The following is a 22,975-nucleotide window of genomic DNA, read 5'->3' as shown; positions in this document are numbered from 1 at the left end:
GGCTGAACTTTGTGGTCAATTTGCCGGTTTAGGCACGGCAGAAACGTGTCAAATTTCCAGAGATTTGTAACCTTACAATAACTAAACGATACCCATTGACGGTTAAACTTATTGTACTCTTTTTGTCTCTGATTGCCGCCTGCACCCAGGCATTCGGGTACTTTGGCAAGCCGTTTAATGCGGGAATTTATGTCATAATAGCACCCAGCATCTGCAAAACACTGGACTCGCGATGAGCTTTATTGATGATGTGGTACAGCGCCTGCGTGGCGCTGAAATAGAAGAGCAACTGGAAGAAGCGCCGGCCCAAACCCAGGAAGAAGAGCGTCTCTGGCGCTTGCCGACTTTTGCTCGTCTGCAAACCAAGCTTATCGTGCCTTATGTGGTGCTGACGATGATCATCGCCATGGTCGGCACTTATATCATCACCCGGCTCGTCACCTCCTCGGTGCGCGAGCGATTCATCAACCAGCTTGCCGAAGCCAGTCGCGTAGCCGCAGACGGTATCGTCCAGCGCGAGAGTGTGCACCTGGCGAACCTGCGCCTTATGGTATTCACCAACGGCGTGGCCGAAGCCATTCTCAACCAGGATGCGCCTGCCGTGCAGGACTTGCTCTGGCCGCTAGTGCTCAACAACAACATCGAAGCCCTCACCGTCGTTGACTCGGATGGCGAAGAGATTCTGACTCTGGCCCAAGACCCGAACAGCGGCCAGTACGTCAGTTCGCGCGGCGGAAACTTTTCGCAATACGCTCTTGTGGCTCGCGCCCTCGGCGGCCAGACCGATGAAGTGGGTGATAAATTCATCGAGCTGTTGCAAACCACGCACGGCCCCTATTTGTTCACCAGCGCCCCGGTTCGCGACTCAGGTGGGCAGATCGTCGGCGCGGTTCTGGTGGGCACCCGCCTCGAAACATTGTTGGCCGAACTAAAAGCCCTCTCGCTGGCCGACGTGGTGGTGCTGGACTCGTCGGGGAAGGTGGTGGCCGCTACCCTGGCCGACCCTCCCGGCGGTTTTAGCCCCGTTGAACTTGCGCCCGAGCAGGCCGCCAAGCTGACACCCGATCAGCCCTCTCAACTTCGTGAAGTGAACGTCTTCAACCGCGACTTTCAAGCTGTTTACGCGCCGCTCATTATCCGCCGGCAACCGATCGGCGTGCTGGAGATTCTCCTGCCGAGCAATTACGTTGTTTCCACTGAAGCCACCAGCCGCAACTGGTTGAGCGTGCTCTTTGCCCTGGGCACGGTGGGGGTCATTGTCGTCGGCTATTTATTGGCCCAGACCATCGTCCGGCCCATCATGCGCTTGCGCGCCGTCTCGCAGGCCGTGGCCGCCGGCGATTTGCAACAGAATGTGGGCTTGCAACAGTCTGACGAGATTGGCGAACTGGCGACGGCCTTCGACGTGATGACGTTGAAATTGCGCGAGCGCACGGCTGAGGCGGCGCGGCTCTACGCCGAAACCGTGCACCGAAATAAAGCGCTGGCTCAGGCCAATGCCAAACTGCAAGCGGCCCAACAACAACTGGTGCAGTCGGAGAAGCTGGCCGCCATCGGCCAACTGACAGCCGGCATTGTTCACGACGTGAAGAACCCGCTGGCGGTCGTCATCGGCATGGCCGACGAATTGCGCGACGACCCGAAGCTGGACAAGGAAACCCGCCAGCACCTGTCCACCATTCGCGACAATGCCTGGCGGGCCAGCACGATTATTTCCGACCTCTTGAAGTTTGCCCGGCAGTCCACGCCGGAGATGAAATTGCAGGACATCGGGGCCACCATCACCACCGCCCTGCGCCTCACTGATTACCTGGCCCGCAAAGGCGGCGTCACCGTCGTCAAAGACATTCCGCCTCAACCGGTGCTGATGAATTATGATGCGACCCAGATCGAGCAGGTGCTCATCAACCTCATTCAAAACGCCATTCAGGCCATGCCCAAAGGCGGCCACCTGCGCGTCAACTTGAGTCCGGCCAAGGATGCGGCGGCGATTGCCGTGCAGGACACTGGCGTGGGCATTCCGCAAAAGAACCTCATCCGCATCTTCGACCCGTTCTTCACCACCAAACCGGCGGGCGAGGGCACCGGACTGGGTCTGTCGGTGAGTTATGGCATTATCTCGCGTCACGGGGGCCGCATTGATGTTGCCAGCACGCCGGGCAAGGGCACGACGTTCACGATTTTGTTGCCCCTCAACACGCCGGCTCAGGCTCATTAAAGGAGAGCGAGTGACTGAGGAACGGGTTCTGGTCGTTGACGACGAGAAGGATTTTCGCGAGTTCATGATCTCTCATCTGAGTCGGCGGGGTTACGAGGTGGAGAGCGCGGCCAACGGGATTGAAGCCATGAAGGTCTTGCAGGCCAACGGCCCGTTTGCGGTGCTGGTCACTGATCTGACAATGCCAGAGATGGGCGGCCTGGAGTTGTTGCGCTACGCTCGCGGCCACGATCCGGAGATTGAAGTCGTCGTCATCAGCGCCAACGATACTATTGAAACGGCCATTGCCGCTCTGCGCGAAAACGGCGCTTACGATTATTTGCTCAAGCCGCTGGCCAACAACAACGAGCTTTCGATGGCCGTTGGCCGGGCCGCCGACTACCGGCGGCTTCGCCAGGAACGCGAGAGTCTGCAAAACCAATTGCTGGCCGAGGCCAAACGCCTGCAAGCCCTCATCGCCACCACCGGCGACGCCATCATCGCCGCCGACGCGCAGGGCGTCGTCACCGTCATCAACCCCGCCGCCGCCCAACTCCTGGGCCGCGATAACCTGGTTGGGGCCAGCGCCCTGCCTAATCTTCCGCGCTCGCTGGCGACGCTGGTGTCGAACTGGCAGACAGTCGGCGGCCAGCAACCGGCGGTGGTGGAAGTGCCCTGGGCCGGAAACTCGGTGCGGCTGGTGAACCTCACTCCGCTCCCCGGCAGTGACGGCAAAACCGAGGGCTGGGTGATGGTGTTGAGCGACATCACCCACCTTAAACGGCTCGACGAACTTCAGATGCGACTCCTGACCGAGGCGGCCAACAAAATTCAACTCCCGCTGGTGCAAGCTCTGGCCGGCGTCGTCGAGCTGAATCAGATGAACGAGGGCAAGTCGGAGCGCTTCAACAAGACTCTTTTCAGCCTGGCGAAAGTATTGAGCCAGATTCAAAAATGGATTGACGATTTGCTGATCATGGCCCGGGTGGAAGCCGGGATCGGCATCCAGCCCGTTTCGCTCAACGTGGCCGACCTGGTTCAGGAGTGGGCGCAGACAGCCAACAAGACTTTGCTTCAGGACAAAGCCCTGCGCCTCAACATCATCATCGGCGAAAATGTGCCAATGGTTTACGCCGACCGCGAACTGGTGTTCCGGCTTCTGCAACAATTGCTCGACCAAATGGCGAGCCGGGCCAGGGCCGAACCGGGCCGGGCTTTGCGAATTTCGGTGAACCACCACCAGGGCCAGGTATGGATTGACGTAACGACCGAGGGCGTGATGCCCAAAACTACCGACCCTGTCCGCCGGGTGACGAAAACACTGGGCGGCCCGGCCACCACTACCCCTGCCGCCTGGCCCGACCTGGCTGTGGTTTCGGCTATTGTCAACGGCGTAGGCGGCCAGGTGTGGGTGCGGGGCAAGGAACCGGTGGGAACCGCAATTGCTATTTGCCTGCCGGCCATTGCGAAGTAAGCTTAGGACACTATGGAGTACGAGCCAGAGAACGAGCCTCAGGAAGAACGCGACTGGTTTGCCAGGCTGAACAACCCGCGCACGCAGGAACAACTGCGCGGCCTCGCGCGCTGGTTCATCATCGTGCCTGTCCTGCTCCTGTTCCTCTTCGGGTGCAGCCAGTTGGCCCTGCTCGGCGCTACGCCCCCGGCCCTGGCCGACACGCGCTCCAAACTCGAAGCGGATTACAAACCCTGGCCCTTCGTCCTCAACGCCTCCATCAACTCCAACATCATCGAAGAAATTCAGCGCGACGAACAGGCTAATGCCGAAACCGGCGAAAGCCTGCCGCTGGACATTGTGAAAGAAGAGGCGTTTCTGTTGACGCCCACCTCTGCGGCGGATAATGCAACCGGCACGGCCATCGCTTCGAACGGGGTGACCGCCACAGCCACCCTGAACCTTTTGCCCAGCCCCACCCTCTCCGGGTCGGCCACGGCCAGCCCCACCTTCACCCCCACCCGGCCCACTGCCACCGCAACGCGCACCTTCACTAGCACGCCGACGCGCACCTTCACCCCAAGCCCGACTCTCTCGCGCACGCCGAGTCGCACATTCACCGCCACTGGCACGGCCACCCGAACCCCGACCCGCACGCCTAGCCGAACCCCCACGCCGTCGCGGACGTTCACCGCCTCGCCCACTTTCACCCGCACCCACACGCCCACGCTCACGCGCACCAACACGCCGACCCGCACGTTTACACCTACAGCCACCTTCACCCGCACCTTTACGCCAACCCACACTCGCACGCCGTCCGCTACCGCGACCAACACATTCACAAGCACGCCGACCAACACGGCCACATTCACATCCACGAACACGGCCACCGCCACGCCCACCAACACAGCTACGTTTACGCCGACCAACACGCCAACCGACACGCCCACCTTCACGGCGACGCCGCCTCTGACGCTCTCTGGCCGGGTATTTGAAGACGTGAATTACACCGGCGGCAACGGTTCAGCCTTCGCCGCGCCGGACGTTGGCATGCCAATCGCGCGGGTTGAACTCTACGATAGCACGGGAACAACGTTTATCACCTTCGCAAACACCGATGGAACAGGCAATTACACTTTGGGCGTCAACCCGGGCACAACTTACACCGTGCGTGTGGTCACCGCCTCGCTCGGCGATGCCGACACACCGCCAAACGGCACCTTCAATCCCGGCTTCACCAGCGCCCGCCCGGAGCAAACTTTTGAAAGCGACGGCACGACCGGCAACGGCGGCGCGGGCGCTCTGGGCGGCAACAGCACAACGGTAGACGACACTGGCACGGCCCAGGGCGGCGGAGTTGGCGACACCAACGTCACCGTCATCGTCGGCGCGGTCAACGTCACCGGCGTAGACTTCGGCTTCTCTTATTTCGCCCTGGTCAACACTAGCGACTCGGGGCAAGGCTCACTGCGGCAGGTCATTTCAAACGCCAACGCCATTGCCGGAACCGACGCAGTGCGGTTTGCCCTCACCGGCGGCGCGCCTTACAGCATTCAACCGGTCACGACCCTGCCCATCATTGCCGACCCGCTGACGATTGATGGCACGACTCAGGCGGGTTTTGTTGGCTCGCCCATCGTCGAACTCGACGGTTCAGCGGCACCAGGTAGCACCGGGCTGGAGATCACCGCCGGTTCCAGCATCGTGCGCGGTCTGGTCATCAACCGTTTTGCAGAGGGGATCGTGTTGAAAACCAATGGCAACAACGTGGTTCAGGGGAATTACATTGGCACGGATGTGACGGGCACGGTTGATCGGGGCAATACCAACATCGGCTTGACGATTCAGGACTCGCCCAGCAACACCATCGGCGGCACAACCGACGCCCAGCGCAACCTCATCTCCGGCAACGGCGACAATGGCATCAGGATCACTGGCCCCACTTCGGATGGCAATACGATGCAAGGGAATTACATTGGCACGGATGCGGCGGGCACAGGCAACTTGGGCAACAGCGGCGAAGGCATCCGGATCCGGGACGGGGCTGACAACAATCTGATTGGCGGCACAACCAGCACGACGTCTGGCGGGCCTTGCACTGGGGCCTGCAACATCATTGCCTTCAACGCCGATGGCGTGGAAGTGGATGCCTCCGTTCAGAATACTATCCAGCGGAACTCTTTCTTCTCCAACGCCGGGTTGGGCATTGATTTGATCCCCGGCGGAGTAACGGCCAACGACTCAGGTGATATTGACACTGGCGCGAACGACCTCCTTAATTTCCCGGTGATCCAATCGGCAAATATTGTTATTGCGGGTGTCTCCCTGCGCGTCATTGGCGAGGCCCGGCCTAATACAACGGTTGAGTTCTACGTGAGCGATGGCGCGGCGGGCATCAATGGTGAAGGCCGGACTTTCCTCCAATCCATTATTGTTGGTACGACTCCTGCGGGCTCCCAAGATCTAAGCGCGGTCGCGTTCGACCGCACCTTGTCGCCTGTTAACGTGGCGTCTGGCAGCCAGCTCACCGCCATTGCCATTGATGCTAGCGGCAACACCTCAGAATTTGCGGTCAACGTCACGATTGCCCCGTAATACAAATCGCGCAGACACCTTTTCCGGACGATGGCCAGTCAAGTAGAGTTGCGGGGTGGCCTCAAATCCCCCACTCCTGAACCGGCGTATTCTCTGGCGCACCTTCCTCTCTTACCTGGATCAATGATCGCGGTTCACGATTGACGGTGAGTTGGAACACGTCCGGGCGGGCGTAGTGTCCGGCCACGTCCAGCATCCACTTAGGCCCGCGCATCTGCGCCGGGTGAACCGTCGCGTATAAAATTTCCTCTTTCTCGCGGACCGGCCCGGCGATGAATTCGCCTTCGGGATTCAGGATGGCGCTGTCCCCGGCGTTGATCCATTCGCCCACGTTTTGATAAAACCGCCCTTTGAACTCAAATCGCTCCGGGATGTCGGACTGGCGCAAAGCCATGCCACAGCCAATCACGTAGACGCGGCCTTCTTTGGCGATGTGGCGCAAAGTGGAGAGCCAGGGTTCGCCGCGATCCCAGGTGGCGGCCACATAAATCTGCGCGCCCCAGGCGTAGAGCGCGTAACGCGCCAGCGGCATGTAGTTCTCCCAGCAGATCAGGCCGCCCAGCTTGCCGAAGGGCGTGTCGTAAACATCCAGCGTACTGCCGTCGCCCTGCGCCCAGACAAGACGCTCGCCGCCGGTTGGCACCAGCTTGCGATGCTTGCCCATGATGTTTCCCTGCGCGTCAATGTAGAGCAAAGAATTGTACAGGCTCGCTCCGCTGGCCTCGGTGTTGCGTTCGCTCAGGCCCATGACGACGTGAATCTTCGCCCGTTGTGCGGCGCGGCAGAGTTGATCAGTGTCCGGGCCGGGAACCGCCAACGAGTTGTTGAGGAACTCGGCGTACAACTCGTTGAGTAAACGTTCTTCACCTGGCGGCACGGCCCACACCCAGTCTGGGTAAGCCGGGATGAACGATTCGGGGAAGACGATCAACCGCGCCCCAGCCCGGCCCGCGTCTACGATCAACTCGCAGGCTTTTTCTGTCGTGGCCGCCCGGTCGAGAAAAACCGGCGAGGCTTGGGCGGCGGCGACGATGAAAGGCGCGTCGGCGGTGTGCATGGCTACGCGGGCATCGCGCCCATCTGTTGCATAATGCCAATGGCGTCTTCCACGCCGAAGTGTTCTACGATCTTGCCGTTTTGGATGCGGACGATATACTGGCCGGAGATTCGGAACGACTTGCCGTTGGCCGGAACCCCGAAGGCGTCTTTCGCCGGGGTAGCCGACACGGTGACCCGGGCCGCCACCCGGTCGCCCTCGGCGATCAGGTCTTCAATTGTCACCTTCTGATCGGGCCAGGCATCCACCGTGAGTCTGTGGAGTTGCTTGAGTCCCTCGAGGCCGGGCGGGAAGCCGGGCAACATGGCCGGGGTCTGGATGTCGGCGGCCACAACATCGTCGAGCGCGTCAAGATTATTGGTGTTATAAGCCTCTTGATACTTGCGAACGATGGTTTTGTTGGTTTCGAGTGACATGAGGTTAGCTCCTTTGAAAGATTCTTGACGGACTACGCAATACGGAATACGTTTTACGCCGGCGCAGGCATCAGGCCGAGTTGCTGCATAAAGGTCACGCCGTCCGGCTCGGCCCAATGCTCCACGATCTTGCCGTTGGCAAGGCGGAAGATGCTGATCCCGCTCACCCGGAGACTGTTTCCGGTGGGCGGCAGGCCCATGAAGGGCGCGGCGCTATGTGTGCCGGTCATTGTCCAGCGCATCACCACCTTGTCACCCTCTGCAATCAAATCCTCAATTGAGTAGTTCAAATCGGGGATGGCGGCAACGGTTCCGCGATGCGCGAACTTGCCGCCTTCCAGGCCGGGCGGCAGACCGGGGAGAGTCTTGTGGCTCACAACGTCAACAGCGACAATGTCGCCCAGCGCGTCGAGATCATTGGCGTTATACAACGCCTGATAACGGCGGACGATGGCTTTGTTGGCTTCGAGTGACATGGCAGGCTCCTCGTGGTATGCAACGCTAATGGCCCCGACGGAACACGCAATACGAAATACGTTTTACGCCGGCATCGGGATCGCGCCGATCTGCGTCAGCAGGCCGAGGATGTCGGCGTTGAGCCAGGCTTCCACGACTTTGCCGTTCTGTACTTTGAGCATGACGATGGCATGAACAACCACCGGTTTGCCGCTCGCTGGGACGCCCTGAAATTCGGCTTGGTGCGTGCCCCGGAAGCTGTGCTGGATGGCGACGAGATCCCCATCAACGATAATCGCCTCGTAAGGCATGCGCGAATCCGGGAAGGCGGTGTAGAACCCGGTCATTGTCGCTCGCGTCCCGGCCCGGTCGAGGGGCTGAGGGCCGAAGCCGTGAAACTTCACGTTTGGGGCCAGGGCCGAGTCCAACCCGTCCAGGTCGCGGCGATCCAGATACTTGAAGTATTGTTGAGCAAAGGCTCGCAGGTCTGTGTTTGACATGAGATAGTCTCCTTGAGTGATGTTCAGCGGATGTTTTGGGTTTGCCGAACTGCCCACACTCTACAGGATTACGGCTTGCGAGACATGGGGGAAAGTACGAAGGTTTGTAGTTGAGTAGCACGTAGATTTCGTGACAAGATGACACGATGACAAGGTGAAGTAAGGCCTGCGGGCTTCATCTTGCCATCCCTTCATCTTGTCATCTTGTCACCCTATCATCGCCTGACAGAGTGCTCAACCTTCTTTCCACCGCCCAGGCCGCCAACTGCGCCCGCGAAGCAAAGCCCAGCTTGGCGAGTGCGTTTTCCACGTGCTTCTCCACCGTCCGCTCGCTCACCACCAGTTCGTCGGCGATGGCCCGGTTGGATTTCCCTTGCGCCACCAGCGTTGCCACCTCGCGCTCGCGGCCCGTCAGCCCGCCGAACTCTTTCTTCGCAAGTTGACGCGGCGACGGTGTTGGCAATGATGGAATCATGATCAGAGCGCGACTCAGGAATTGATCACGAATCGGCTCAACGGGCAGGTTGGCGGACAACCCTTCGATCAACGTTTTGGCCGCCTCCCCTTCCCGTTCCGATTCCTCGCCTCGTCCCTGACTCCGATAAAACCGGCTGAGGGCGGCGTGGAGCCGCCACAACATCGGGCGGGCCTCGTGCTTCAGCGCCGTCTCGCGCGCGGCCTGGAGGACGATCTCGGCTTCTTCGGTTCGGCCCAGCGCCGCCAGCGCCTCGCCCCGCGCCAGGCCGAAGCGCGGGATAGCGTGCTCGCCCTGAACTTCGATGCCGGTAGCCGAGTCAATCAACATTTCGACGACTCGCAACGCTTCGTCAGCCCTGCCCTGAGCCAGCGCCAGTTCGGCGTAAGTTGCCCAGGCGTGGCGCTGGCCGATGCCAATCATCGGCGTGTCAGGCGTGAACGCTTCTTTGAGAATCGTTTCCGCTTTCGCCAATTCGTTTTGCGAGATGTGAAGCGAAGCCAGAAAGGCGGCGGCGATGCGCACCCAGTGAATGGCACTGCTCTCGCGGGCAAACTTCAGAGCTTGCTCAAGATGCTCGCGGGCGGCGGGCAGGGCCAGCAGGTCGAGATGCGCCGCCCCGGCCACCCAGCGGGTGATGGCCATAAACTGGCGATGGCCGATCTCGTCTGAAATTTCGATGGCCTGTTGGATCTGTTCGAGGGCGCGAGCGTACTCACCGGCGGTGGCCAGGCACAAGCCCAGCCAGGCGCGGGCCAGAGTCTCGGCAGGCCGCGAGTTCGTGTCGCAGGCAATTTGCAGGGCGGCCTCGCTGTCGCGCACGCGCCCGGCCAGAGTCGACTCTGGCCACACGCCGACATTCTGCATGTAAATTGCGCCGCGTGGGGCCAGCACGGTCAGGCTCGAAGCCAGCCCGCCCCGGTCGTCCAATTCGCGGAAGAGCGCCACCGCGCGCTCGTAGTAAGCTACCGTTCCAAGCGGGTCACTGCTCATCCCGGCGGCAATGCCCAACAGGTCCAGAGTCTCGGCCAGGCCGCGCTTGTCTTGCACTGACTCAAAAATGGAGAGCGCCTCCTGGTGGCATTGCCTGGCTTCGGCCAGCTGCTCCACGTTCATGCGCCAGTTGCCCAGCCGGTTGAGGGTGCGGGCCAGCGCCGCCGGGTCGTTCAGGGCGCGGGCGGCTTCCAAGGCCCGTTGGAAGTACAGGCCGGTTTGCTCGTAATCGCGCGACGCCGTTGGCGCATTGCCTCCAGCGCCCGCGTGAAGTGCTCGGCGGCGGCGCTCATGGCGTAAAGACTCACGGCCTTCCGACCGGCGCGCTGTGAATAGTCCATTGCCTTTTCCCACGACCCGGCTTCGTAAAAATGATGGGCCAGATCGGCCAGCCGGGTTTCCGGGGTAGCCGTCTCCAGAAAACCGGCGATGGTCTGATGCAGGGCCTTGCGCTCGCGGGCCAGCATGTCGGCGTACACCGCTTGCCGGGTGAGCGCGTGCCGGAAGGCAAAAGTCTCCGCCGATTCTTCGACGACCAACTGAGCGGCCATCAACTCCTTCACCAACAACACCAGTTCCGCCTCGCCGCGTTGGGTCAACTTTTGCAGAAGAGTGAAATCGAAGCGCCGCCCGGCCACGGCGGCCAGACCCAGCAGTTGCCGGGCCGCCGGACTCAAATCGTCGGTGCGGCGTTGCACGGCCACCTGCACCGTGCGCGGGATTCGGAGCTGGTTGAGCGGCTTGCGATCCCATTTGCCGTCGGCTTCCACAAAGAAAATATCGCCGGTTGCGATCAGCGATTTCAAAATCTCTTCGATGAAGAACGGGTTGCCCTCGCTGAGGCCGTAGATGGCATTGAGGAATTCGGCCTGCACCGGGCGCTGAAGCTCGAAGATGGCACGGAGCATGGAGTCCACTTCGGCGGGGTTGAGGCGGGGGAGGGTCAACTCGGCGGCCAGCCGTTCGCGTTCCAGATCGGCCAGGAAGCGGTTGAGGGCGGGCGTGATCTCGTCATTGCGAAAGGTGAGGATGACGAGGACAGGCTGGGCGCTGGCGCGGCGGATAATGGTGAGCAGAGCCTCGAGACTCTCGTCGTCGCTCCAGTGCAGGTCTTCGACGACAAGAAGCAACGGCTGCGCCAGCGCCAGGCGGGCGAAGAACTGGCTGAAGGCTTGAATGAGATGGCGCTTCTCTTGTTCGGGGTCGAGATCGGAAGCCGGGGCCGGGCGGGAGAAGGAAGGGGCAAGCTCAGGCAAAAGCCGGACGAAGACGCTGGCGGCGGAACCGAGATCGCGGCTGATCTCGGCTGAGGGCCGCGTTCCGAAGACTCCGCGCAGTAAATCAATCAGCGGCGCATAAGGTAGCGCCCGATCCGACTCGAAGCAATTGCCTTGCAGGACGAGGAAATTTTGCCGGGCGGCCCGCGCTTTGGCTTCGGCCACGAGCCGCGATTTGCCGTTGCCGGCTTCACCGGCGATGAGGGCCGTTTGCGCCCGACGGCCTTGAACCTGAGCCAGAAGTTGATCGAGCAGGGCCAGGTGGGTGCCGCGGCCAATCAAGATGGGACATAGAACGGGTTTGTCGGCCAGCATTGTTGTGATTATATACCCCAGCTTGGCGGCAGTCGCTTCACGGTAAACATTGTCAAGGGGTCTGGTCTGATCAACCAGGCCCGTTTTTTTGTTACAATGCTGGGAATGAGCCAGCCCGCCAATCTCCCCCTTAAACACCTCACCCGCTTCCCTGCCGGGGACGCCGCCCCTCACCCGACCATCATTTGCCTGCACGGACGCGGAAGCAATGAAGGCGACTTGATCAGCCTTGCGCCTTACCTCGACGACCGCCTGCTGTGGATCAGCCCGCGCGCGCCGCTTGACCTGATGGGCGGTTGGGAGTGGTACCGGCTCGAAGGAATCGGCGCCCCCGACCAGCCCAGTTTCGACGCGGCTCTGGAAACGCTCGACCGTTTCATCACCGAAGCTGTGGCCGCTTATCCGGTTGATCCGCAGAGGCTGTTTCTGCTCGGCTTCAGCCAGGGGAGCATGATGTCGTACTCGTTTGCTCTCACCCAGCCGGCGCGAGTGGCCGGCGTCATCGCCCAGTCCGGTTATATTCCGCTCAGTTCCGGCTTGAAGGTGGATGAGGCCGGCCTGAAGGGCAAGCCCTTCGTCATCACCCACGGCACGCACGATCCTCTGCTTCCGGTTCAGTGGGGGCGCGACTCTTACGAGACCCTCAAGCGCCTCGGGGCCGAGGTTGAATTTCACGAGTTTCGGATGGGGCACAACGTCAGTGACGAGTCGATTGAGGTGATTGCCGAATGGATGAAGAAGCGATTATGACACCTGAACTTTTTTTCTCGCCTGAAGTAAAAGCGGCGCTCTCCGACCATCGCCCGGTCGTCGCCCTCGAATCAACCGTGATCTCACACGGCTTGCCGCGTCCACAAAATTTAGAGTTGGCCCGCCGGATGGAAGCCGTCGTTCGCGAACAGGGCGCGGTTCCGGCCACGATTGCGATTCTCAAGGGCCAGGTCAAGATCGGCCTGACCGACGAGGAGTTGACGTATCTCGCCAACGCCGACGGGGTTTGGAAGGTGAGCCGCCGCGATTTCCCGGTCGTCGCCGTTCGCAAAGCCGACGGGGCGACGACGGTGGCCGGGACGATGATCGGCGCGGCTTGGGCCGGGATCAAAGTCTTTGCCACCGGCGGCATCGGCGGGGTGCATCACGGCGATCACACTGACGTTTCTGCCGACTTGCCGGAGTTGAGCCGCACGTCGGTGGCGGTGGTGTGCGCCGGGGCCAAAGCCATCCTCGATCTTCCGGCTACGTTGGAGTGGCTGGAGACGGCGGGCGTGCCGGTGATTGGCTACGGCACAAACGAGTTCCCGGCGTTCTACACTCGCACCAGCGGCTTGAAGCTTGAGGCGTCCGCCGAGAGCGCGGCTGAGGTTGCGGCGATGATTAACACCAAGTGGCAGATGGGATTGGCCGGGGGAGTTTTAATCACCGCGCCTATTCCAACCGAGGCGGCCCTCCCGTCCGACTCGATCAACGACGCTATCGAACAGGCGCTGGCCGCCGCCGGGCGGCAGGGCATCAAGGGCAAAGCCGTCACTCCGTTCCTGTTAGCCAAAGTCGCCGAGATCACCGGCGGGGCCAGTTTGCGAGCCAACATTGCCCTGCTGGAAAACAATGCCCGGGTGGCGGCGGAGATCGCGCGGAATTTGGGGTCTTCCGGCTTGAGCGTGAATTGGGACGCGGATTCACGCAGATGAACGCGGATTTTTCTTTTTATTAGCGAAAATCAGCGTTCATCCGCGTCCAAAATTTCTTTTCACGCCAAACCCGGTAGAGCCGGAATTTGTAGCCGTTTATTTATGCTCATTGCCCTCATCGCCTTTGCCTTGCTCTTTGATTTTCTAAACGGCTACAACGACAGTTCCAACATCGTAGCCACCGTGATCTCGTCGCGGGCCATGTCGCCGCGCCAGGCGCTCCTGCTCACCGCCGTTTCAGAATTCGCCGGGCCGTTTCTGTTCGGCGTCGCCGTCGCCAACACGGTGGGCAAGGGCTTGCTGGACGCCAAAGCCGTCACCCTGCCGGTGGTGCTGGCCGGCGTGGTCGCGGCCATCATCTGGAATCGGGTAACATGGTTTCTGGCCTTGCCCTCGTCGTCGTCGCACGCGCTGGTGGGCGGGCTGATGGGGGCGGCTATACTGGCCAGCGGCTTCAGGGTCATCCTGCCCAACGGGTTGATCAAGATCATCATCGCCCTGTTCGTCTCGCCGCCGCTGGGCCTGGCCGCCGGTTTCGCCGTCATGCGCCTCATCCTCTTTCTGGCCCAGTCGGCCACGCCGCGTATCAACGACTGGTTCCGGCAGGGACAGATTTTTACTTCGATTGGCCTGGCGTTGAGTCACGGCGCGAACGACTCGCAGAAGACGATGGGCATCATCACCCTGGGGCTGGTGGCCTCCGGGGCCTTGCCGTCGTTTGCCGTGCCGCTGTGGGTGGTGGTGGTGAGCGCCGGGGCGATTGCCCTGGGCACCTCGCTGGGCGGGTGGCGGCTCATTCGCACCCTCGGCGGTCGCATCTTCACCATCCGTCCGGTACACGGATTCTCAACCCACATCGCGGCCACGTTCGTGATTCTGAGCGCGGCCCTGCTCGGCGGGCCAGTGAGCACCACTCAGGTCGTCGGCTCGGCCATCATGGGCGTCGGCTCGGCGGAGCGTATCTCCAAAGTGCGCTGGGATGTAGGACGCGAAATGTTGCAAGCCTGGGCGCTTACCATTCCGGCCACGATGCTGTTTGGCGCAGGCACGTTCTGGATCATCCGGGCGCTAGGATTTTGAGAACCGACGACGGACGACAGACGGCGGCCCGTCGTCAATCGTCATTCGTCGTTTTAGAATCGAGATCAATCATGAAACGTTTTTCCCTCCCTTTCTTCCGTAAGAAACCCGATGTCTTTCTGCCATTGCTGATCAAACAGGCCGAGTTCGCCGTGCAGGGCCTCACTGGTCTGCAGGCCTACATGCGCGAGCCAAACGCCGACGTGGCCCGGCGCGTGAAGTCCATTGAGAAAGAAGCCGACGAAGTGCGGCGGATTCTGATCGAAGAATTGAATCGCAACTTCATCACGCCCATGGATCGCGAAGACATCTTCGCCCTCTCGCGGGCCATTGACGACGTGCTGGACTACGCCGACACCACCACCGATGAAATGGCCATGCTCGGCGTTCAGCCCAACCCTTACCTGGTGCGCATGGTGTCTCTGCTCACCGACGCCGCCGAGGAGATTCACAAAGGCGTTCTGCGCTTGCAGGATCATCCCGGCGTGGCGAACGATCATGCAGTGCGAGCCAAGGCGCTGGAGAACCGGGTGGAGAACGTTTACCGCGAAGCCATCGCCGCGCTCTTCGTCGGCCCGAAAGACGTGCACGACGTGGTGGAAATGTTGAAGCTGAGGGAGATTTACCGCCACCTGTCCAACGCCGCCGACCGGGGCGACGAGGCCGCCAACGTGATTGGCGACATTGTGGTGAAGAAAGTGTAAGATGGCTTTTGAGTGGGCGGTCTAATCCGCCCCGCGACCGTCTTCTGAAATTACCCTGCTTCTGCCGGGACGCTTCCTGGCAGAGCCAAGCTAAGCAATGAGGCTCTACCAGATTGAGCGTGAAAACCGTTAACGCAAGACGCTAAGGCGCAAGGCCGCTAAGAAATAAACTGGTTTTTCTTCGCGCCCTGGCAACTTTGCGGCTTTGCGTTAAAAATCCCGTTGAACCCGCAAGAGCCAACAATGAACAATGGGTTGGGGCGGATTAGAAACTCATCCGTCAGTCTCTCAAATAGAGGAGGTCTTTATGAACTTCACCCGCAAAACCTACTCCACGCGCAGTGAAAAAACTGTTGACTTCATCGTCGGCTTCGTCGGCTGGTTCGTGCTCAACGGCGTGGTGGGCGGCGCGGCGCAGCTCCTTGTCGCCCTCCTCAGCAACGTCTTTACCTCAGTAGACAGCAACAGCCCGGTGCAATCCCTGGTCGGCCTCGTCGGGCTGGCGCTATGGTGCATCCCGCTCGTCGTCAACATCGGCCTCATCATCTACTTCGCCTTCACCCGCTACTGGATCGCCCTGGGCGCGTTGGGCGCGATGGCGGCGGCATTGATCGTCGTCATCTGCATCGCCGTTCTCATCGGCGGCGTTTGCTTCGCTCTGCTGGCCGGCGCTGGTGGCTCGATAGGGCCATAACAGGAAAACTTAACCGTCCCCATTCTTTACATTTGGGGCTATACTTCTTTTCGACGTTCCCAGCCGTATTTCTCGCCTTTGCCCACTGACTCAGGAGGTCTCCCATGTATCCCGTCCTCTTCACCATCAACGGCATTCCGGTCTACGCCCACGGGTTTTTCTTTTTGCTGGCGCTGTTGGTCGGGCTGGCCTGGCTCGTCGTCGAAGCCCGGCGGCGGCGCTGGCCCAAAGAAGAAGTCATTCCGATCACGTTAGCCGCATTCGTCGGCGGCATGATCGGCGCCCGGCTGTCCATTCTCTTCTTCAACGGCTGGGAGACCGCCCCCATCGTCCTCAACTTTTATGCCCTGTTCGACCCGCGCATCGGCCCCGGCTCGATTCTGGGCGCGGTGGCCGGGGCTTACATTGGCGGCTACATCGCCGCCAAAGCCATTGGCAAGCAGGGTTGCGCCTGTGATGCCTTTGCGCCGGCCATGGCCCTCGCCACCGCGGTGGGCCGCATCGGCGACTTCCTGGTGTTCGAGGATGGCCTGGGCAAACCCACCTCGCTCCCCTGGGGCGTGCCCGTGCCCGGCATCTATCTGAACGGGCAAGTCGTGCCCACGCCGGGCGCGTCCTACTTAGCTCACCCCACGCCGCTGTACGATGCCGCCTTCAACCTGATCTGGTTTGGGGTGTTGATTCTTCTCCGCGATCATCCGAAGATGCAAAACGGCAACCTGCTCAAATTCGGTTTGGCCGGTTACGCCGCCTTCCGCTTCCTCGTCGAATTCGTCCGCAACAATCAAGTGCTGGCCTTCGGCCTCACCGGCCAGCAATTCTTCTGCCTGGGTTTGCTCGTCGCGCTGGCGATCTACTACGGTCGAAAACTGCAAGCCGTCCGGCAGACCGTTTCGGCCTGAGGTGCCTGTCGCTCCAGACCTCACAGGTCCGCTTCGCGAAGACCTGTGAGGTCTTCCCAAGTTCACCCGCCGGACGCGAGTGAAGAAAAGTGGGCTTCAAGATGGCGCAACAACCAACTGAAGATATTCTCAACTCTCTACTCGAAGACCTGAAGAGTGGTGATAATTACCGTCGCGAAACGGCAGTAGAGAAGCTGGTCAAGCTGAAGGCGAATAACGAGCGGGTCATCAGCGCACTGGAACAGATAGCGGCGAACGACCCCAACCGCTGGATGCGACAGTCAGCGAAGAAAGCACTGAAATCACTCCAATCCCTACCGCCCGTTGAATTTTTGCCCCCAGCGCCTCCGCCACCTGTCAATGAGATCTCGCCTGCTCTCAGCACACCTGCTGAACCTGTCAAGCAACCGAGCGAAGAGACGATCAATAAACTACTGGAAGAGCTTCGCAGTAGCGAAGCCTATCGTCGGAAATCAGCAATAGAGACGATTGCTGAACTAAAAATAGATAACGAGAAGATCGTCAGCGCCCTGAAAGCTACAGCGGCAAACGACGCCAACCGGATTGTGAGTCAAGAGGCTAAAGAGGCTTTGATTGTGCTTGGCGTCGAAGCGCCGCCAGCCAGCGAGTCAATCCCATCTACCTCCTCAAAAAAACCGCCCGTAACCACTCGTCAGAAATACATTGATTTGGCCATCGGCTTCTTTGTTTGGTATGTTGTCAACACTTTCGTTTGGTTTTTGTTGCTTGAGGGGGGCGGACTTTCAGATGGTCAGGGCTTGGCGATCGCTTTGAACCTCTTTATTCTCCCCGCGAACCTGATCGTCCTTATTATCTTGGCTTTTGTTCGCCGTTGGGTGGCGCTGGGTATCTTGGTAGCACTCGCAGCGAATTTTGTGATTGCTGCCATCTTGGGATTAATCACGCAGGCCCAGTGCGGTATCCCATTCCTCGTAAAGTAGCCAACTAAGGTATTGACTTCATGCTTCTTCAAGCCACGACTGCCCCCCGCCAAAAAGTAGACCGACCCGAAATCTTCTGGTCGCTCCAGACCTCACAGGTCTTGGAGACCTGTGAGGTCTCGCCAAAGTTCACCCGCCGTCTGCGAGTGAAGAAAGGCGGGCTTCAAGATGGCCGAACAACCGAATGAAGAGACGATCAACAAACTGCTGGAAGAACTTCGCAGTGGCGAAGCCAACCGCCAGATAAAAGCGGTAGAAACAATAACCGAGCTAAAGACAGATAATGAGTTGATCGTCAGCGCCCTGAAAGCCCTGGCGGCGAATGACTCCGACAGACCTGTGAGTCGAGAGGCCAGAATTGTAAGTCGGGAGGCCAGAAAGGCTTTGGTTGCGCTTGGCATCGAAGCGCCGCCAGTTAGCGAGCCATCTTCTCTAGTTGCGTCAAAGAAGGAACGCTCGTCCAAAGAGGAAACCGACTTCCTCATCGGCTTCTTCGGAATGCTGGCAGTGAATTTCCCGCTTTGGATCATATATATCATCACATACACCAATTCACTCAGTTCATTCTTTCCGGCGCTGGTGTTACTGCTCAATCTTGGCGCATTGGTAGGCTTCGCCTTTACCCGGCCCAAAATTGCTTTAGGTATATTAGGTGCTTACTTTGTTGCTTTGAGCATCGCCTTGACCGCCGGGTTGTTTGCCGCGGTCATATGCTTCGGTTCTTATTTATGATAAGGGTAGCCTTCAGTGATCCAGTTGCTTTCTACAGCCACTTCCAAACACAAGTTTGACCGACCCGAAATCTTCTGGTCGCTCCAGACCTCACAGGTCTTGGAGACCTGTGAGGTCTCGCCCCAAAGTTCACCCGCCGTCTGCGAGTGAAGAAAGGTGGGTTTCAAGATGGCTGAACAACCGAGTGAAGAGACGATCATCAAACTGCTGGAAGAACTTCGTAGCGATGCGGCCTATCGCCGGATGGCAGTGATCAAAACCATTGCCGAACAACGAGTAGACGACGAGCGAATCGTCAAAATACTTAAAACAATAGTGACCGAAGATATGAGTGATGCCGTTAGAGGTTACGCTCAGGCGGCTCTTTATGCCTTGGAACACGGCCAGTTGCCTCCTGATGCGCCCTGGTCTACTCCGGTGGCGTCGAAGAAGGAACGCTCGCCCAAAGAGGCAACCGACTTCAACATCGGCTTCTTCGGAATGTTCGCAGTGAATTTCCTGCTATGGATCATATCCATCAACATACCCGGTTCATTCTTTCCGGCACTGGTGTTGCTGCTCAATCTTGGCGCATTGGTAGGCTTCGCCTTTACCCGGCCTGCAATTGCCTCAGGCATGTTACGTGCTTTAGCCGTTGCTTTTGGCATCGTCGTTGTTGTTGGATTGTTTGTTGGGGTCGTATGTCTCGTTGCTTTTTCATGATAAGTAGGGCAGTCTTCGATGATCTCATCGTTTGCTACAGCCACTTCCAAACATAAGTTTGACCGCCCAAAATCTTCAGGGGCAAGAATTGCTGTCAACGGATTTGTGGAACGGATTGAGCGGATTCGGCGGACGGGACAATCTGTTCAATCCGCTCTTGAAATCCGTTGACAGCCTCGTGCCCCAAAGGAAAACTATAATGACCATTACTACCGTCCGCCCGCAAAAAGTAGACCGTCCCGAAATCTTCTGGGAATTTACCCGCAGTCTTTGCCCTGAATGCAAAAAGGTGATTGACGCCCACATCCTCCTGCGCGACAACAAGGTCATCATGCGCAAGCGTTGCCCGGAGCACGGGCGGTTTGAGGCGCTGGTCTTCGGCGACGCCGAGTTGTACACCCAGGTTCAACGCTACAACAAGCCCGGCACGCTCCCTCTCAACTTCGCCACCGAAGTCCGCGACGGCTGTCCCCACGACTGCGGCCTGTGTCCCGACCACCAGCAACACGCCTGCCTGGCCCTCATCGAAGTCAACCAGGCCTGCAACCTCGACTGCCCGCTGTGCTTTGCCAACTCCGGCACCCACTTCTCCCACTCCGGCTGGGAACTGACCTTCGAGCAGGTGAACTTCATGCTTGACCGCTTCATCGAGTTTGAGGGCAACCCCGAAGTCGTCCAGTTCTCCGGCGGCGAGCCGAGCCTGCACCCGCGCATTCTGGATTTCATCGAACTGGCCCAGCAGAAGGGCATCAGTTACGTTATGCTCAACACCAACGGCATCCGCATCGCCCGCGACGACAAGTTTCTGGCCGGCCTCCAGCGCCTCAAGCCCCACGTCTACTTGCAGTTCGACGGCTTCGAGGCCGAGACCAACCGCATCATTCGCGGCAAGCCCGACCTGATCGAAGACAAACTGCGCGCCCTCGACCGCCTGGCCGAGGCCGATGTGCGGGCGGTGCTGGTGGGGGCCGTCGAGCGCGGGGTGAACGAACACGAAGTCGGCAACATCGTCGAGTTCGGCCTGCGCCACCCGGCGGTGTTCGGCGTTAACTTCCAGGGCGCGTTCCGGGCCCAACGCCACAACATCCCCAGCGACCCGATGACCCGGATGACGATCCCCGATATCATCAAAGGCATCGAAGCCCAGACGAACGGCCTCTTCAAGTTGAGCGACTTCGTGCCGGTGCCGTGTTGCATGCCCACCTGTAACTTCGTCACTTACGCCATGCTCGACGGCGACACCGTCACCCCTATCACCCGTGTTCTCGACATTGACCTGTATCTCGACTACCTCAAGAACCGCACCATGCCCGGCCTCAACGACGACCTCCTGCACACCCTGGAGCGCCTGTGGAGCAGTTCGGCCCAGGTCGGCTCCGACCGGGCCGCCGCCGAAATTGCCAACATCACCTTCAATCCTCTGGCGCAAACCACCCAACCACCCGACCACCCAACTCGCTCCGCCGACCGTTGCGCCGCCTGCCACTCGCACCTTCCCCTCAGCCAGCACGCCCCGCGCGACCTGGCCCGCCATGTTTTCATGCTCAACGTCCGCGACTTCATGGACCCGTGGACATTCAACGTCAAAAACGCCATGAAGTGTTGCCTGGAATTCCTGACCCCCGACGGGCGGATGATTCCGTTTTGCTCCTATAACTCGGCCGGGTATCGGGAGCAGGTGGCGCAGACCATGATGTCAAGGTGACTGTCACGGGGTGGCCTGTGCGCCGGGTTTTCAAGATTTACCCGCCCCGTGACAGTCACCTAAGTACCCAGATTCGTTACATTTGTCTAGAAACAACCACAATGAAACCGTCGTAGAATAGACAGCACGGTGCCAGCACTCGCCCAACTCACCTCGGCAGTCAGCTTTCTAGGCATGGCCCTCTCGCTGTGGCTGGGGTGCTATCTCGTCTCGCGCAGTCCGCGCAGCCGGTTGGCCTGGCAGGCCGGCCTCACCCTCTGGACGCTGGCCGGCATCTTCATCGACTCTATCGTCTCCATCAACCCCTCTCCGGCTACAAGCTGGTGGCTGGGCTGGCCGATCAATCTCCCAATCGCCATCTGGTATCACCTCAGCCTCGAAACCTTGCCGCCGGATCGGGCGGGCCGCCAACGCCCGTTCCTGCCTATGGTCTACGGGCTGATGATCCTGTTCGACATTCTGCTTGCGTTCACGCCCTGGGTGGTGGCCGATGCGCCGGGCGGCCTCGCCGTTTTCGCCAAAATATTCGCTCCTGGCCCGTTGTTTATCTTCCTGCCCGTCAGCTTGATCGGGCTGATGTCGCTCACGCTCTACAACTTCTGGCGGGCGCGGCAGGCCGTTACTAATCTTGCCCTGCGTAAACAACTCAACAGCCTGGTGCGCGGCACAGTCTTCGGCGCGCTCGCCGTTGGCTATGCGGTGGCAATCGTCACGCTAAAACTTCCCGCACCCACGCTCCCTATTGTCTTCCTGTTTGGCCTGGCCGTTGCCACGCTGGGCTACGGCACCGTGCGCTACAGCGCCCTGATCGAGGGCCGCATCCTGCGGTTCGATATTGCCCTCAACGGCTTGTTGATTCTGGCCGTGTCACTCGTTTACTATGCGGCGATTCATTTCCTGGTTCGGACGGGCGGGATTGTGGTGGATGCTTTTGTAATAGCCCTGGCCATCCTGACTCACACCGTATTCGAGTTCGCCCGCCGCGTGCTCGAACGGCCCTTTCTACGACGATCCGAACGCGCCCTGCGCGCGGCCCTGCGGACAGTTGCCCTTGAAGTGGGCGAACGAGAAGCGATAGAAGAAGGATTACGCAGCGCCCTGGCCGCCGTCGTCGTGGGCGCCGCCTCCAGGTGGGGGGCGATTGTGATTCGCGAAGGCGATGACTTCGTCATCCATGCCTCGTTTCACTCGAAGCCGGTAGGCGAGCGCCTGCCCGCCGCCGGGTTGGAGGTTCGGGAGTTGACGACCCTGGCCCCGGGCGCGGCGGCCAAACCTTTGCCCGAACTGGCCGTCGTGGCGCCCCTCGTCGCCGACGACGGAAGTCTGGGCGCGATCCTGCTTGGTCAGCCGAAGAATGGCGTCTCTTACAGCGACAGCGATCTCGATCTGGTGGCCGAAGCCGCCGACGACTTGACTGACTTGCTGCGCCAGGCGCAGCGACAGGAGGCGCAGGCTAGAGAGATTGAGCATGCGCTGGACACCTTCCGCGAGCGTGAGCATCAACTGCAACAGGAGATTGAGACGCTTCGCGCCCCGGCCCAGTTTGAGATCGGCGATAAACAGGTGGCCGAAGTGGAAGATGCGCTGAAGCGTTTGCACGACTATTCTTATCTCGGCGACCATCCGCTGGCGGCGTTCGTGACCTTAAGCGGGGCCACCCACCTCGACCGGGGCAAAGCCCTCAACGCGGCGCTGATTGCGGCTATTGAGAAACTGCGCCCCGCCGGAACCGAGCCGCGCGAACTGCCGCCCCGCGAGTGGCATCCTTACGTCACCTTGTGCGACGCTTATATTCACGGCCAATCCAACCGCGAGATTATGGCCAGGCTTTATGTGAGCGAGGCCACCTTCCACCGCACCCGCCGCCGCGCCCTGCGCGCTGTCGCCAAAGCCCTGTTCGAGATGGACTCCGCCGCTAATTTGCTGAACTGACAGTTTTTGACACCCCCAGTAGTACAGCGCGGCTAGAGTTCAAGAAACGTCGCCCTCACCAATTCGACAAACTGACAGCTTTTGGCACCTTTGCCTCTGTGATTGACAGCTTGTTTGTTGTCAAATCAGCGCAAAGGAGA

At 60.0% G+C, this 22,975-nt stretch carries 20 protein-coding genes; 14 read left to right on the top strand and 6 right to left on the bottom strand.

Annotated elements, in window-relative coordinates:
* The first annotated feature begins 232 nt into the window (after positions 1-232).
* From HYZ49_06285 to HYZ49_06275, 3 genes are read left to right on the top strand one after another with little or no spacing between them, the layout of a single operon-like run.
* Complete coding sequence (locus HYZ49_06285; GenBank protein ID MBI3241888.1) at positions 233-2,218, top strand: HAMP domain-containing protein; 1,986 nt, start codon at positions 233-235, stop codon at positions 2,216-2,218.
* Between the two features lie 10 nt (positions 2,219-2,228).
* A complete protein-coding gene (locus HYZ49_06280) occupies positions 2,229-3,671 on the top strand; it encodes a response regulator (protein ID MBI3241887.1) in 1,443 nt (480 codons plus the stop codon).
* A gap of 12 nt (positions 3,672-3,683) precedes the next feature.
* Positions 3,684-6,245 (top strand): hypothetical protein, encoded by a 2,562-nt coding sequence (locus tag HYZ49_06275; protein ID MBI3241886.1) that lies wholly within the window; start codon positions 3,684-3,686, stop codon positions 6,243-6,245.
* Positions 6,246-6,306: 61 nt separating this feature from the next.
* Here the strand turns inward: HYZ49_06275 and HYZ49_06270 are convergent, their stop codons facing one another.
* From HYZ49_06270 to HYZ49_06245, 6 genes are all read right to left on the bottom strand, one after another.
* A complete protein-coding gene (locus tag HYZ49_06270) occupies positions 6,307-7,302 on the bottom strand; it encodes a carbon-nitrogen hydrolase family protein (protein ID MBI3241885.1) in 996 nt (331 codons plus the stop codon).
* A 2-nt stretch (positions 7,303-7,304) separates the two neighbouring features.
* A complete protein-coding gene (locus HYZ49_06265; GenBank protein ID MBI3241884.1) occupies positions 7,305-7,718 on the bottom strand; it encodes an ester cyclase in 414 nt (137 codons plus the stop codon).
* Between the two features lie 53 nt (positions 7,719-7,771).
* Entirely contained in the window at positions 7,772-8,194 is a 423-nt protein-coding gene (locus HYZ49_06260) for an ester cyclase (GenBank protein MBI3241883.1), read from the bottom strand.
* A 63-nt stretch (positions 8,195-8,257) separates the two neighbouring features.
* Positions 8,258-8,674, bottom strand: coding sequence for an ester cyclase (locus HYZ49_06255; GenBank protein MBI3241882.1), 417 nt, complete (start codon positions 8,672-8,674; stop codon positions 8,258-8,260).
* Between the two features lie 199 nt (positions 8,675-8,873).
* Positions 8,874-10,337 (bottom strand): tetratricopeptide repeat protein, encoded by a 1,464-nt coding sequence (locus tag HYZ49_06250; protein ID MBI3241881.1) that lies wholly within the window; start codon positions 10,335-10,337, stop codon positions 8,874-8,876.
* Positions 10,316-11,734, bottom strand: a complete 1,419-nt coding sequence (locus HYZ49_06245) for an AAA family ATPase (protein ID MBI3241880.1) — start codon at positions 11,732-11,734, stop codon at positions 10,316-10,318. Before HYZ49_06245 ends, HYZ49_06250 begins: the two co-directional genes overlap by 22 nt.
* Before the next feature lie 105 nt (positions 11,735-11,839).
* Between HYZ49_06245 and HYZ49_06240 the strand changes: the two genes are divergently transcribed.
* The 11 genes from HYZ49_06240 (at position 11,840) to HYZ49_06190 (ending at position 22,835) form a co-directional block, all read left to right on the top strand.
* Positions 11,840-12,484: an alpha/beta hydrolase gene (locus tag HYZ49_06240; protein ID MBI3241879.1), complete on the top strand. Its 645-nt coding sequence runs from the start codon at positions 11,840-11,842 to the stop codon at positions 12,482-12,484.
* Positions 12,481-13,422 carry a pseudouridine-5'-phosphate glycosidase gene (locus HYZ49_06235; GenBank protein ID MBI3241878.1) on the top strand — a complete coding sequence of 314 codons (942 nt, stop codon included), beginning with the start codon at positions 12,481-12,483 and terminating at the stop codon, positions 13,420-13,422. The genes HYZ49_06240 and HYZ49_06235 overlap by 4 nt, the downstream gene beginning before the upstream one ends.
* Positions 13,423-13,524: 102 nt before the next feature.
* Positions 13,525-14,502 carry an inorganic phosphate transporter gene (locus tag HYZ49_06230; GenBank protein MBI3241877.1) on the top strand — a complete coding sequence of 326 codons (978 nt, stop codon included), beginning with the start codon at positions 13,525-13,527 and terminating at the stop codon, positions 14,500-14,502.
* A 71-nt stretch (positions 14,503-14,573) separates the two neighbouring features.
* Positions 14,574-15,206: a DUF47 family protein gene (locus tag HYZ49_06225; protein ID MBI3241876.1), complete on the top strand. Its 633-nt coding sequence runs from the start codon at positions 14,574-14,576 to the stop codon at positions 15,204-15,206.
* Positions 15,207-15,513: 307 nt separating this feature from the next.
* Positions 15,514-15,900, top strand: coding sequence for a hypothetical protein (locus tag HYZ49_06220; protein MBI3241875.1), 387 nt, complete (start codon positions 15,514-15,516; stop codon positions 15,898-15,900).
* A 104-nt stretch (positions 15,901-16,004) separates the two neighbouring features.
* Complete coding sequence (locus HYZ49_06215; protein ID MBI3241874.1) at positions 16,005-16,802, top strand: prolipoprotein diacylglyceryl transferase; 798 nt, start codon at positions 16,005-16,007, stop codon at positions 16,800-16,802.
* A gap of 101 nt (positions 16,803-16,903) precedes the next feature.
* Positions 16,904-17,764 carry a HEAT repeat domain-containing protein gene (locus HYZ49_06210; protein MBI3241873.1) on the top strand — a complete coding sequence of 287 codons (861 nt, stop codon included), beginning with the start codon at positions 16,904-16,906 and terminating at the stop codon, positions 17,762-17,764.
* Between the two features lie 168 nt (positions 17,765-17,932).
* Positions 17,933-18,496, top strand: a complete 564-nt coding sequence (locus HYZ49_06205) for a hypothetical protein (protein MBI3241872.1) — start codon at positions 17,933-17,935, stop codon at positions 18,494-18,496.
* A gap of 168 nt (positions 18,497-18,664) precedes the next feature.
* Entirely contained in the window at positions 18,665-19,198 is a 534-nt protein-coding gene (locus HYZ49_06200; GenBank protein MBI3241871.1) for a hypothetical protein, read from the top strand.
* A gap of 199 nt (positions 19,199-19,397) precedes the next feature.
* Positions 19,398-20,903 (top strand): radical SAM protein, encoded by a 1,506-nt coding sequence (locus HYZ49_06195; protein MBI3241870.1) that lies wholly within the window; start codon positions 19,398-19,400, stop codon positions 20,901-20,903.
* A gap of 129 nt (positions 20,904-21,032) precedes the next feature.
* Entirely contained in the window at positions 21,033-22,835 is a 1,803-nt protein-coding gene (locus tag HYZ49_06190) for a hypothetical protein (protein MBI3241869.1), read from the top strand.
* The last annotated feature ends 140 nt before the right edge of the window (positions 22,836-22,975 follow it).

Source organism: Chloroflexota bacterium, assembly GCA_016197225.1.
In the GTDB taxonomy this organism is placed as follows: Bacteria; Chloroflexota; Anaerolineae; order Anaerolineales; family VGOW01; genus VGOW01.
Note: the sequence above shows the minus strand (reverse complement) of the source record. Positions and strands in the feature narration are given on the sequence as shown.